Annotated in this window: 13 protein-coding genes and 3 tRNA genes; 13 read left to right on the top strand and 3 right to left on the bottom strand. The window is 46.3% G+C overall.

Features of this window, described 5'->3' with window-relative positions; translation table 11 throughout:
* The first annotated feature begins 35 nt into the window (after positions 1 to 35).
* The 6 genes from A3CS_RS0107485 (at position 36) to A3CS_RS0107460 (ending at position 3402) form a co-directional block, all read left to right on the top strand.
* Positions 36 to 599 (top strand): porin family protein, encoded by a 564-nt coding sequence (locus tag A3CS_RS0107485; RefSeq protein WP_005548103.1) that lies wholly within the window; start codon positions 36 to 38, stop codon positions 597 to 599.
* 103 nt (positions 600 to 702) lie between these two features.
* On the top strand, positions 703 to 933 hold the full coding sequence (locus tag A3CS_RS0107480) for a YceK/YidQ family lipoprotein (protein ID WP_005539105.1): 231 nt from the start codon (positions 703 to 705) through the stop codon (positions 931 to 933).
* Between the two features lie 9 nt (positions 934 to 942).
* Positions 943 to 2958 carry a DNA helicase Rep gene (gene rep / locus A3CS_RS0107475; protein ID WP_005548105.1) on the top strand — a complete coding sequence of 672 codons (2016 nt, stop codon included), beginning with the start codon at positions 943 to 945 and terminating at the stop codon, positions 2956 to 2958.
* A gap of 125 nt (positions 2959 to 3083) precedes the next feature.
* Positions 3084 to 3177 (top strand) — tRNA-Ser (locus A3CS_RS0107470).
* 17 nt (positions 3178 to 3194) lie between these two features.
* A tRNA-Arg gene (locus A3CS_RS0107465) sits at positions 3195 to 3271 on the top strand.
* Positions 3272 to 3325: 54 nt separating this feature from the next.
* Positions 3326 to 3402 (top strand) — tRNA-Arg (locus A3CS_RS0107460).
* A 71-nt stretch (positions 3403 to 3473) separates the two neighbouring features.
* Here A3CS_RS0107460 and A3CS_RS0107455 read toward each other — a convergent pair.
* A complete protein-coding gene (locus tag A3CS_RS0107455; RefSeq protein WP_019518372.1) occupies positions 3474 to 3854 on the bottom strand; it encodes a PRD domain-containing protein in 381 nt (126 codons plus the stop codon).
* Between the two features lie 128 nt (positions 3855 to 3982).
* On the opposite strand from A3CS_RS0107455, the gene A3CS_RS0107450 reads away from it, so the two are divergent.
* From A3CS_RS0107450 to luxS, 4 genes are all read left to right on the top strand, one after another.
* Positions 3983 to 4585, top strand: coding sequence for a beta-phosphoglucomutase family hydrolase (locus tag A3CS_RS0107450; RefSeq protein WP_005575551.1), 603 nt, complete (start codon positions 3983 to 3985; stop codon positions 4583 to 4585).
* Entirely contained in the window at positions 4585 to 5190 is a 606-nt protein-coding gene (locus tag A3CS_RS0107445; RefSeq protein WP_005567063.1) for a sugar O-acetyltransferase, read from the top strand. Before A3CS_RS0107450 ends, A3CS_RS0107445 begins: the two co-directional genes overlap by 1 nt.
* 2 nt (positions 5191 to 5192) lie before the next feature.
* Positions 5193 to 5678 carry a YqaA family protein gene (locus A3CS_RS0107440; protein WP_005548119.1) on the top strand — a complete coding sequence of 162 codons (486 nt, stop codon included), beginning with the start codon at positions 5193 to 5195 and terminating at the stop codon, positions 5676 to 5678.
* Positions 5679 to 5890: 212 nt separating this feature from the next.
* Positions 5891 to 6397 (top strand): S-ribosylhomocysteine lyase, encoded by a 507-nt coding sequence (gene luxS, locus A3CS_RS0107435; protein ID WP_005548120.1) that lies wholly within the window; start codon positions 5891 to 5893, stop codon positions 6395 to 6397.
* Positions 6398 to 6715: 318 nt separating this feature from the next.
* Here luxS and rluA read toward each other — a convergent pair whose 3' ends face one another.
* Positions 6716 to 7375, bottom strand: coding sequence for a bifunctional tRNA pseudouridine(32) synthase/23S rRNA pseudouridine(746) synthase RluA (gene rluA / locus A3CS_RS0107425; RefSeq protein ID WP_019518371.1), 660 nt, complete (start codon positions 7373 to 7375; stop codon positions 6716 to 6718).
* Positions 7376 to 7755: 380 nt separating this feature from the next.
* Between rluA and pnuC the strand changes: the two genes are divergently transcribed.
* A complete protein-coding gene (pnuC, locus tag A3CS_RS0107420) occupies positions 7756 to 8445 on the top strand; it encodes a nicotinamide riboside transporter PnuC (protein ID WP_005548127.1) in 690 nt (229 codons plus the stop codon).
* A gap of 74 nt (positions 8446 to 8519) precedes the next feature.
* Here pnuC and A3CS_RS0107415 read toward each other — a convergent pair whose 3' ends face one another.
* Entirely contained in the window at positions 8520 to 9227 is a 708-nt protein-coding gene (locus A3CS_RS0107415) for a tRNA1(Val) (adenine(37)-N6)-methyltransferase (RefSeq protein ID WP_005572000.1), read from the bottom strand.
* 89 nt (positions 9228 to 9316) lie between these two features.
* Between A3CS_RS0107415 and srmB the strand changes: the two genes are divergently transcribed.
* A complete protein-coding gene (gene srmB / locus A3CS_RS0107410; RefSeq protein WP_005572001.1) occupies positions 9317 to 10648 on the top strand; it encodes an ATP-dependent RNA helicase SrmB in 1332 nt (443 codons plus the stop codon).
* A gap of 470 nt (positions 10649 to 11118) precedes the next feature.
* The gene (locus A3CS_RS0107405; protein ID WP_019518370.1) at positions 11119 to 12420 is read left to right on the top strand and encodes an ATP-binding protein; all 1302 of its coding nucleotides are present in this window, start codon (positions 11119 to 11121) and stop codon (positions 12418 to 12420) included.
* The last annotated feature ends 2 nt before the right edge of the window (positions 12421 to 12422 follow it).

Below are 12422 nucleotides of genomic sequence, written 5' to 3'. Positions count from 1 at the left end.
AAGCCGGTTCTAATTAAATCTAACAGAGGGCTTTTATGAAAAAATTAACGCTTTTAGCGCTTAGCGCAGCTGTTCTTGTGTCAACCTCCGCGGTGGCATCCTCAGATTTTACCGGCTTTGGAATTGGTGTTGGTGTAGGCACAACCAAGTACAAAGACGCAAAACGTATCTCTAACGTTGATTTAATTGCCGATTATGGCATCGACTATGGTAACGATTTCGTAGGTATCATTGAAGGAAAATTGAAGTTAAACAAATCAACGTTACATGATAATAACGCCTCCGGCTACCGTGGCAAACTGAACGAAAAGGCACGTTTGGGCGTAAGTTACTTACAAGGCTATCGTGTAACACCAAGCATTCTTCCTTATGCCAAAGTTGGGGTGCAAACTGCTAAATTTGAAAGTGAGGTTCGTACACGCAACTACTCAGCTACGCATAGTGATACCAAAAACGGTATAGGTTTTGGTGCGGGTGTTAAGGTCAATCTGGTACCGGACTTTGAGCTAAGCTTGGAATATTTAAGGACTCATAACAAATTTGATGGTCAAAAGTTAAGAGGTAATGTATATAGCACCAACGCTACATATCGTTTCTAAGCTGAATTCATCAATACCATTGCGCTGCGGGGCAACCTGCGGCGCAAGATTTTTATGCCTCCCCTCCTGCTTTGCGCCGATTTGATGTACAATCCGCCCGCTTATGAAATTTCAACCCGTAAAAACACTCTTTATTTCGACCGCACTTTTTGCTATCAGCGGTTGTGGCACGGTGGTCAAGCTGATCGATCCCACGGAACCTTACAGCGCCTACGCCGGCACCAAGTACGATTTTGACATGGCGAAACGCTGGGGCTTGCCGATTTTAGACCTGCCGCTGTCCTTTTTATTGGATACCGCCCTGTTGCCTTATGCCTGGTCGCAAAGCGAATAACCGACAAATATGAAACTCAATCCGCAACAACAACAAGCCGTGGAATACGTCTCCGGCCCTTGCCTGGTGCTAGCCGGCGCCGGTTCCGGCAAAACCCGCGTAATCATCAACAAAATCGCCCATTTAATCGATAAGTGCGGTTATTTTCCGAAGCAAATCGCCGCCGTCACTTTCACCAACAAAGCCGCCCGCGAAATGAAAGAGCGCGTGGCGCAATCCATCGGCAAAGCACAATCCAAAGGGCTGATTGTGTCCACCTTCCACACCTTAGGTTTTGATATTATTAAGTGTGAATACAAACAGTTAGGCTTTAAAGCCAATATGACGCTGTTTGACGAACACGACCAAATGGCGCTGTTAAAAGAACTCACCGCCGATGTGTTGCAGGAAGACAAAGGCGTATTGCGCGAGCTGATTAACCGTATTTCCAACTGGAAGAACGATTTATGCAGTCCGCAACAGGCGCTGGGGTTGGCACGGGATAACAAAGAACAGACCTTCGCCCATTGTTACGATCGCTACAACAAACAACTGCGCGCTTACAACGCCTTGGATTTTGACGATTTGATCATGCTGCCGACGTTGTTGTTCAAACAGAACGCCGAAGTGCGGTTAAAATGGCAGGAGAAAATTCGCTATCTGTTGGTGGACGAATACCAAGACACCAACACCAGCCAATATGAACTGATTAAACTGTTGGTGGGCGAACGCGCCCGTTTTACGGTAGTGGGCGATGACGATCAATCCATTTATTCCTGGCGGGGCGCGCGTCCGCAGAATATGGTGCGGCTGCGCGATGATTTCCCGGCGTTACGGGTGATTAAACTGGAACAAAACTACCGTTCCAGCCAACGAATTTTACACTGCGCCAATATTCTCATTGATAACAATGAGCACGTTTTCGACAAAAAACTGTTTTCCAATTTAGGCGAAGGGGAAAAATTACAAATTATCGAAGCGAAAAATGAAGAGCACGAGGCGGAGCGCGTGGTAGGCGAGCTGATTGCGCATCGATTTATCGGCAAAACCCATTATCGCGATTATGCCATTTTGTATCGCGGCAACCATCAATCGCGCCTGTTGGAAAAAATCCTCATGCAAAACCGCATTCCGTACAAAATTTCCGGCGGCACGTCGTTTTTCTCCCGCACGGAAATTAAAGACATGATGGCGTATTTGCGTTTGGTGGTGAATCAGGACGACGACGCGGCATTTTTGCGTATTGTAAACACGCCGAAGCGGGAAATCGGCACCGCGACGCTGGAAAAACTGGGTTCCTTGGCGCAGGAAAAACATATCAGTTTGTTTGAAGCGATTTTTGATTTTGAGCTGCTTCAACGGGTCACGCCGAAAGCGTATGACGCATTGCAAAAATTCGCCCGCTGGACTGTGGAACTGAATGACGAAATTCAGCGCTCCGAACCGGAACGGGCGGTGCGTTCCATGCTTTCCTCGTTGCACTATGAAGAATATTTGTACGAATACGCCACCAGCCCGAAAGCGGCGGAAATGCAGAGTAAAAACGTGGCGACGCTGTTCGATTGGGTCGCCGGCATGTTGAAAGGCGACGAGTTTAACGAGCCCATGAACCTCAATCAAATTGTCACCCGCTTGACCTTACGGGATATGCTGGAGCGCGGCGAAGAGGAAAATGATGGCGACCAGGTGCAATTGATGACGCTACACGCCTCCAAAGGGCTGGAATTTCCCCATGTGTTTTTAATTGGCATGGAAGAAGGTATTTTGCCGCACCAAACCAGCATTGACGAAGACAATGTGGAAGAAGAGCGTCGTTTGACGTATGTGGGGATTACCCGTGCGCAACAGAATCTGTGGTTTTCCTTGTGTAAGGAACGACGTCAATTCGGCGAGTTAATCCGTCCCGAACCGAGTCGCTTTTTGTTGGAACTGCCGGAAAACGATTTGCAATGGGAGCGGGATAAACCGCCGTTAAGCGCCGAACAGCAACAGGCAAAAACACAAAGCCATATCGCCAATTTACGGGCAATTTTACGCGGAAAATAAAGGACAAAAACCCCGTTCGGATTTGTTGAGAAATCGCTCAACCAAGTTGATTTCAGGCACTTTTCGGAAAAAATAATTTGACTTATTGTCATAAACCCGTATCATACCGCCCACAAATCGATTGTGGTGAGATGGCCGAGCAGGCTGAAGGCGCTCCCCTGCTAAGGGAGTATGGGGTCAAAAACTCCATCGAGGGTTCGAATCCCTCTCTCACCGCCATTTGTTTAATTTGTCTCGCACCCGTAGCTCAGCTGGATAGAGTACTCGGCTACGAACCGAGCGGTCAGAGGTTCGAATCCTCTCGGGTGCGCCATTTTAAGTCGACTCTATGGTTTAAAATGGTTTGAGCGAGTTAAACATTCACTACGCACCCGTAGCTCAGCTGGATAGAGTACTCGGCTACGAACCGAGCGGTCAAAGGTTCGAATCCTTTCGGGTGCGCCATTTCACATTCCAACAATTTCTCATTTATCTTACTCAAACGCCAAGAAGTGCGGTGGTTTTTCCATGCGTTTTTAACTTATCCGCGCCAGCACATGCGGCTGATCCAATACCAAACCATATACGTTCGCCAGGAAATATGTCTGTTCCTCTTCCGGAATATCTAACGGAATCAGTTCCAACACATTTTGGTGAATCTGCAAAACTTGCGGAAAAACCACCGCACTTTTCATTTCCAACAGCAATTCCGCATACAACGGCGAAACGCAATGTCCGCGTTTAATGCGCCCCAACGCGCTGGCAATATGCACCAACATCATTTTCACCTGTTCCGTTTCCACGTCCACCTGCCATTGGCGTTGCAAATGCCGGCGCACATTGAGTACGGTCTCGACGATATGATCGTCAATGAGCTCCCGCGTTTGAAAAATCCACAGCCGTTGTTGAATATCCATTTACCTGCTCTCACCTAAAGCTGACTAAGTATAACCGCATACCGCCGAAATTAAACGATGCACGGATCATAAATTTATTGCACAATAGCTATCTTATTTGTTGTAACTAAGACAATCCGGAAGGCAATATGTTAGATAATGATGTAATAAACCAATATGACGGTTTAATTTTTGACATGGATGGCACGGTTATCGACACCATGCCAAGTCACGCCAAGGCGTGGGAAATGGTGGGTCAACATTTTGGCTATCCGTTTGACGGCAATTTATTATATGAACTAGGCGGTGCGCCGGTAAAAACCATCGCGCAGGAAATGATGAAACGCCATGCCATGCCGTTAGAAAGATTGGATGATGTCATCCATTTGAAACGCAAATACGGCAAACAGCTGATTATGCAACACGCCACGCTATTGCCCGCCGCCAGTGTCGTGCGTTCTTTTTACAGCAAAAAACCGTTGGTGTTAGGCACGGGTTCCCATCGTGCCATGACAGAAATTCTATTGGATAAATTTGATTTTGAAAAATACTTTTCCGCCATTGTCACCGCCGAAGATATTCAACATCATAAACCTGCGCCGGACACGTTTTTACGTTGTGCCGAACTGATTAAGGTGAAACCACAACGCTGTTTAGTCTTTGAAGACGGTGATTTGGGCATTCAGGCGGGATTAAGTGCCGGGATGGATGTATTTGATGTGCGCGTAAATAAATTATTGAGAGAAAACTGATGCTGAGCGAAAAAGAGAAAATGCTGCGTGGTCTCGCCCATCAGCCTTACACCGATGAGCTGGTAGCAATGCGTCTGCGTGCCAAAGAGTTACTGTACCAATTCAATATTCTGACCCGTCCGAGCAATAAAGCGGAAAAAGTGCGGTTGATTTTAGCCTTGTTTGGCAAAGCCGACGCGACAACGCATGTCAATGCGCCCTTTTATTGTGACTACGGCAGCAATATTAAGGTGGGAAAAAACTTTTTCGCCAATTATCACTGCACCATTTTAGATAACGCACCGGTGACCATCGGCAACGATGTGATGTTTGCGCCCAATGTGAGTTTATATACGGTGGGACACCCGCTCGATCCCGAATTGCGCCTTGCCGGCTGGGAGCAGGCGCTTCCGATTACCATCGGCAATAATGTGTGGCTTGGCGGCAATGTTGTGGTTCTGGGCGGTGTGACAATTGGTGATAATGTGGTAATTGCTGCGGGTTCCGTAGTCACTAAAGATATTCCCGCAAACACCGTCGCCGTGGGGTCTCCTTGTCGGGTAGTGCGACAAGTGAATGTGGCAGATCGTGAAAATTATCTGCGTACCTACCGGCCGCAAATCTAACGATGTTAGACCTCTTCAGCTGGGATTGGTGGCAATCCTTATTCGGCGAACATCGGCTTTGGATTATGTTCGCCAGCGCCTTTCTCAGTTCCACCGTGCTGCCCGGCAATTCGGAAATTATTTTTCTTACCATCGCCGCACCGCTTTTATGGTCGGGTTACCATCATTTTTCCATCGAAGTTCAAAGTTTGTTATGGGTTGCGGTTATCGGTAATACACTTGGAAGTCTGACCACTTATGTTTTAGGGCGTTGGTTGCCTGCTTTCAATAAACCGCCGCAGAATGCCGAACTGGCTTGGACATTGGAAAAAACACAACGTTACGGCAGTTTGGTGTTATTTTTCAGCTGGTTGCCAATCATCGGGGATGTATTTTGTGCGGTGGCGGGTTGGTTGCGGTTGAACTGGTTGGCGTGCCTGGTTTTTATCGCGCTGGGCAAAATAGTGCGGTATGTTTTTTTGTTGTTTTTAGGTGTGGCTTTTCTGTAAAGCCTGCGATTTTCCTGTAAAATACATAAAAAAATGCCTCTCACGAAGAGAGGCAAATAACCTAAGGAACCAATTTTATTAAAACAACTGCAAGTTGCTCGTAATTTATGACAATAGTATAACGGAAAAAGTTCGCAAGAATTTACAAAAACTTATAAATAATTTACGAACGCTTAATTTTTAATCAAAAAAGCTAAAATTGAGGAAAAAATATGCCATTACTTGATAGTTTTAAAGTGGATCACACCCGAATGAAGGCGCCTGCCGTACGTATTGCGAAGATCATGCGCACTCCAAAAGGAGACAATATCACCGTTTTTGATCTTCGTTTCACGATACCTAACAAAGAAAACTTGCCACCGAAAGGTATTCACACCCTTGAACATTTATTTGCCGGTTTTATGCGAGATCACTTAAATGGCAAGGATGTGGAAATTATCGATATTTCCCCGATGGGCTGTCGCACCGGTTTTTATATGTCCTTAATCGGCACTCCAAATGAAACCCAAATCGCACAGGCGTGGGCAGCTTCGATGCAGGATATTCTGAATGTAAAGAAACAAAGCGAAATTCCTGAACTAAATGAGTACCAATGCGGCACTTACACCGAGCATTCTTTGGAAGAAGCACATCAAATCGCACAAAATGTGTTGGATCGCGGTATCGGCGTAAATAAAAATGAAGATTTAACCTTAGACGAAAGCTTATTAAAACAATAAGGAGACGTTTATGACCACCATCGGTACATAACCTGAAAGCATTCGTCATTTTTTAGTGGCAGAAGGATTCGGATTGCCGGTTCTAATCGCCAACTTCATCAGCCTGTCCCCTTCCGGCCCGCCATCATGGAAGGCAAATCTCAAAAGATCGGAATGATAAGGACAATAATTGAAAAAGAAAAATATTTGGCAATACAATAAAGACAACCAAAGCAATGAACCCGTTTCATTGCTTTTTATCGCCTCGGAAAAGAAAAGTGCGGTCGGAATTTTAGGTGTTTCACATCGAAAAAACACAGGAAAAATCCACCGCACTTTTTAAAACCCGACCAGTGTGGTGAATTCCATGGTTTCGCCGGTGATCGGGTGCCGGATTTGCAGGCTTTCGGCGTGCAGGCATAAGCGGGGCGAGAGGGCTTTGGCTTGTGGGTGGGCGTAGAATTTATCGCCTAAAATCGGGTGTCCGAGCGCCAGCATGTGCAGGCGTAATTGATGGGAGCGACCGGTAATCGGCGTGAGTTTTATGCGGGTGGTGTTATTTGGATAACGCTGCAAAACGTCGTAAAAAGTGACCGCTCTTTTTCCCCGTTCGAAGCAAATTTTCTGGCGTGGGCGGTTTTCCCAATCGCAAATGAGCGGCAATTCCACCATACCTTGCTCTTGTTCCAAATACCCCCAAACCAGCGCCTGATAATATTTTTTCGGTTCGCGTTCGCGAAATTGACGTTTTAATTCGCGATTCGCCGATTTGCTTAAGGCAAACAGCAGAATGCCACTGGTTGCCATGTCCAGCCGGTGTGCCGGTTCGCAAAAACCGTATTTTTCTTTCACCCGCGACATGGCGCTGTCATAATATTGCGGCTGATTGCCCGGCACCGAAAGCAAGCCGCTCGGTTTATTCACCACGGCGATGTAATCATCTCGATACACCAAATCCAGCCAAGGTTCCTGCGGTGGGTTATATTCAATCAGAGCCATATTTATTCCTTATTGGTGACGATCACGCACAGGCAATCGAATTGCCTAGCCTATTGTAACAGCGATAAGGCCTACTCACGTTACGCTTGCAGGGTGCTGATTTCTTCGGCGCGAATGTTGTTTTATGCCGCCGGAAAATCAGTTGTCGATTTTCAATCAGGATAATCCTAGGCGCAAAAGTCGTGATGTTCTCTCTGTTCGTCAAAAATGCGCTATTTTAGCGGTGTTATCAAGAAAAATAAACTTTTCACGGATATTTTGTGACTACACGAATTGATCTGAATTTTGTGATCCGCCCCACAAAAACGTAGCACATCCTTTACATTCTAAAAAATACTTTCTAAGATGACCGCACTTTATACGTCATAAGCGAGGTTATTATGAACCCAGAGCAACTCCTACAAAAAGCCAAACAGGAACTCTTTTCCGGCTGGAAACCCTTTGAGGTTTTCTGGTTATTACTTTTCATCGCGGCGCAAATTATTGCATTTGTGTTGGATCCGCAATCGCCTCTCGCCATGATTTCCGGCATTGCCGGCGTAATTTGCGTGGTGTTCGTCAGTAAAGGAAAAATCAGTAACTATTTGTTCGGCCTTATCTTTGCTTACACTTATTTCTATGTCGCGTGGAAGGCGAATTTCATCGGCGAAATGAACACCGTGCTATACGTTTACCTTCCGGCGCAATTTATCGGCTATTTCACGTGGAAAGCCCATATGCAACAAGAAAAAAGCGGTAGCGAAAGTGTGATTGCTAAATCGCTGACTTTGCAGGGCTGGATTGTGCTCGCTGCTACTGTTAGTGTCGGCACGCTATTATTCGTGCAGGCACTAAAAGCCGCAGGCGGGAGTTCTACCGGCTTAGACGGCTTAACCACCATCATCACCGTCGCTGCACAGTTATTGATGATTTTGCGTTACCGCGAACAATGGCTGTTGTGGATTTTGCTGAACATTATCTCCATTTTGTTATGGGCAGAAACACCGGCAATATACCTCATGTACAGCGCCTATTTGCTTAACTCTTTGTATGGTTATTATAACTGGACGAAGTTGGCAAAACAGGGCTGATAAGATAAATTCATCGAAAAAAATGACCGCACTTTGGCTACTCCATAAAAGTGCGGTCGTCTTTTTCAGCGTTTTCAAAACTTCAAATAAAATTCCCGCGTCAACGCCACAAAATCATCATGGTAGCGATGATGCGCATCATAAATAATCAGTCGGCTATGTTGCAGAGGTTGTGGTTGCATGGCGAAGGTTAATAACATCCGCTGCGGCATTTTTCCCTGTTTGGTCGTCACATCACAACGCTCAACGCAATAAAGTGCGGTGGTTTTTAACAGCGTTTCGCCCGCCTCCAAAGGCAATACAAAACTGATCTTACCTTTCGACGCCAAGCAAGACGCGGCGGTTTCCAACCAATGCAAATGGCTTTGGGAAGCCAAATAACGGGCGGTATTGCGCGCCTCATTACGGCAATCCACGCCTGTTTGAAAATAGGGTGGGTTGGCGACAATCAAGTCAAAAGCGTGCTTACTTTGCGCACAGAAAGTTTCTATATTCTGTTGATACACCTGAATTTTATCTTTCCAAGGCGATGCCGATACGTTTTCCTGCGCCTGTTGTGCGGCGGCAGGATCGATTTCCACGGCGCAAATTCGACTTTCCGCCGAACTCCGCTGCGCCAACATCAAGGCGATCAGCCCACTACCGCAGCCCAAATCCAAAATCTGTTTTGCCTGCGTCACATTCGCCCAAGCGCCTAATAAAATGCCGTCCGTGCCCACTTTCATGGCGCAACGATCATGATTTACGCGAAATTGCTTAAATTGAAATCCCATATTGTTCATCAAAAAACATCACTAAAAACAACCGTACTTTAATAGCAAAGTGCGGTATAATTCGGCGCAATTTTAATGCTAATGAACGAAAAATACCAATGACAAACCTCATCCAATTTGCAGATTTTGATCTCGCGCCCGAATTACTCAACGCCCTTCAGAAAAAAGGTTATCAGCGCCCCACCGCGATCCAGCAGGAAACCATTCCGGCGGCGATGGAAGGCGGTGACGTATTGGGTTCCGCGCCCACCGGCACCGGTAAAACGGCGGCGTTTCTGTTGCCGGCGATTCAGCATTTGCTGGATTACCCACGTCGTAAACCGGGTGCGCCGCGCGTGTTGGTGTTAACGCCGACCCGTGAACTTGCCATGCAGGTAGCGGAACAGGCGAAGGAGCTTGCCTGCTTCACCAAACTCAGTATCGCGACTATTACGGGCGGTGTGGCGTATCAAAATCACGGGGAAATTTTCAATAAAAATCAAGATATTGTAGTTGCCACGCCGGGACGGTTGTTGCAATACATTAAAGAAGAAAATTTTGATTGCCGCACGGTGGAGATTCTTATTTTCGATGAAGCGGACAGAATGTTGCAAATGGGGTTCGGGCAGGATGCGGAAAAAATTGCGGCGGAAACCCGCTGGCGCAAGCAAACCTTGTTGTTCTCCGCAACTCTTGAAGGCGATTTGCTGGAGGATTTTGCCGCACGTACTTTAAACGAACCGGTGAAAATTGAGGCGGAACCGAGCCGCCGTGAACGCAAGAAAATTCAGCAATGGTATTACCACGCCGACAGCCATGAGCATAAATTCAAATTGCTGGCACGCTTCATTGAACAGGAGCAGGTGAGCAAAGGCATTGTGTTCGTGCGTCGCCGCGAAGAAGTGCGCGAACTGGCGGAAAATTTGCGTAAGCGTGGTATTCGCAGCGCCTATCTGGAAGGCGAAATGGCACAAACCCAGCGCAATAATGCCATCGACAAGCTGAAAAACGGCGTGGTAAAAGTGCTGGTTTCCACGGATGTCTCCGCACGTGGCATTGATATTGATGATGTCAGCCACATTATGAATTTCGATTTACCATACAGCGCCGACACGTATTTGCACCGCATCGGGCGCACCGCACGCGCCGGCAAAAAAGGCACCGCGGTGTCTTTTGTGGAAGCTCACGATTACCGCCTGCTCGGCAAAATCAAACGTTATACCGGCGAAATCTTAAAAGCACGCGTCATTGAGGGCTTGGAACCACGCACCAAAGCACCGAAAGACGGCGAAATCAAAACCGTCAGCAAGAAACAAAAAGCGAAGAAACTCGAAAAACGTGAAGCGCGGAAAAAAGCGGATAAGAAAGTCAAACAGCGCCATCAAGATCGTAAAAACATTGGTAAGCGCCGCAAACCGAGCGCTTCAACCACGGCAGCAGCCGTTAAATAATCATGTCAGCCGAGTGGCATTAAGTTGCAGGAACGCTCGTCCTATTATCAAGATGCGCAACACTACAACCTCGCAGGCAACTTCGCCGCTGTTCTGGCAGAGGTCACCGATACGTGGTAGAACGCTAATTGGCACATTTTGAGCAAGTCAACATAGAATTGGCAAACGCCATTCGCGCAAAACTCGCCTAATTCAAATTTAACTCAAGGACCGGCCGCACTTTTGTCTCAAAAGTGCGGTCACAAAAAATTCCGTTTTTTGAACGTTGGCTATGCCAACGGCCCCGAAGGGGTGAATAAATCACTTCAGTGATTTATGAATATTTTTTTAGATGAATTTCACTTTCCTTAGAAAAAATGTGTAAAATTACATTTTTTCGTTGGAAAAAGTGTATCTAATTGACATTTTTTCCTTAGAAAAAATGTAAAGTCTGCGTTAGAATAGCGAGAAATCCAATAAGAGGATCAACGATGAAACGCTATATTTTAGACTTATTACAAAAGTGGAAAACCAAGCCCAATCGTAAGCCATTAATTATTCAAGGTGCTCGACAAGTGGGCAAAACCTGGGCAATAAAACATTTTGGCGAACAGGCTTTTGAACAAGTCGCCTACATTAACTTCGATAATAATCCGCGCATGAAAACCCTCTTCGCAGGCGATTACAATATCGATCGTTTAATCCTCGGGTTAAAAATCGAAAGTGGCGTGGATATTCAAGCGGACAACTCGCTAATCATTTTTGATGAAATCCAAGAAGTGCCACAAGCCCTCTCCTCCCTCAAATATTTTTATGAAAACGCACCGCACTTTTACATTGTCACCGCCGGCTCGTTGCTTGGCGTTTCGCTCCACCATCAAGCCTCTTTTCCTGTGGGGAAAGTGGACTTTCAGCCTATTTACCCCATGGGTTTTCGTGAATTTCTACTTGCCATGAGCAAGCCGGATCTCGTGCAATTACTGGAAATGCAGGATTGGGCATTAATTAGCGCAATGAAATCCACATACATTGACTTACTGCGCCAATATTATTTTGTGGGCGGTATGCCGGAAGCGGTCAAAACCTTTGTGGAAACGCAGAATTTGAATGAGGTTCGGCAAATCCAACGCAATTTGTTGATGGCATACGAACAGGATTTTTCCAAACACATTAGCGACGGGCAAACGGTGCAGCGGGTACGTGCATTATGGAACAGCATTCCGGAACAGCTGGCAAAAGAAAACAAAAAATTCGTCTATTCCCAACTGCAAAAAGGAGCGCGCAGTAAAGATTATGAAATCGCCCTGCAATGGTTAAAAGACAGCGGCTTAGTCCATGTCGTGCCACGTATTAAAAAGCCGCATTTACCGCTGAGCGCCTATCAAGACAACGCCTTTAAATTATTCAGCCTTGATGTGGGCTTGCTCGGCGCACAAAGCTATTTAGACTCGACAGTGCTTTTGGAAGGCAACCGCCTATTCACCGAATTCAAAGGCGCACTGACGGAACAATATGTCCTGCAACAACTTTTGGTGCTGCAAGACAATCCCGTTTTCTACTGGGCAACGGAAAAAGGCACGGCAGAAGTGGATTTTGTGCTACAACAAGGACAAAACATCACCCCAATTGAAGTGAAAGCGGAAGAAAATTTAAAGGCAAAGAGTTTAAAAGTCTACGTAGATCAATTCCAACCCAAACGCGCTTTACGGTTTTCAATGGCAGATTATAAGGAACAGGATTGGGTGGTGAATGTGCCGTTGTATGGGGTGACGAGTTTATTTAAAAGCACTTGAAA

The sequence above is a fragment of the Aggregatibacter actinomycetemcomitans DSM 8324 genome (genome assembly GCF_000372365.1).
Classification (GTDB): Bacteria; Pseudomonadota; Gammaproteobacteria; order Enterobacterales; family Pasteurellaceae; genus Aggregatibacter; species Aggregatibacter actinomycetemcomitans.
Note: the sequence above shows the minus strand (reverse complement) of the source record. Positions and strands in the feature narration are given on the sequence as shown.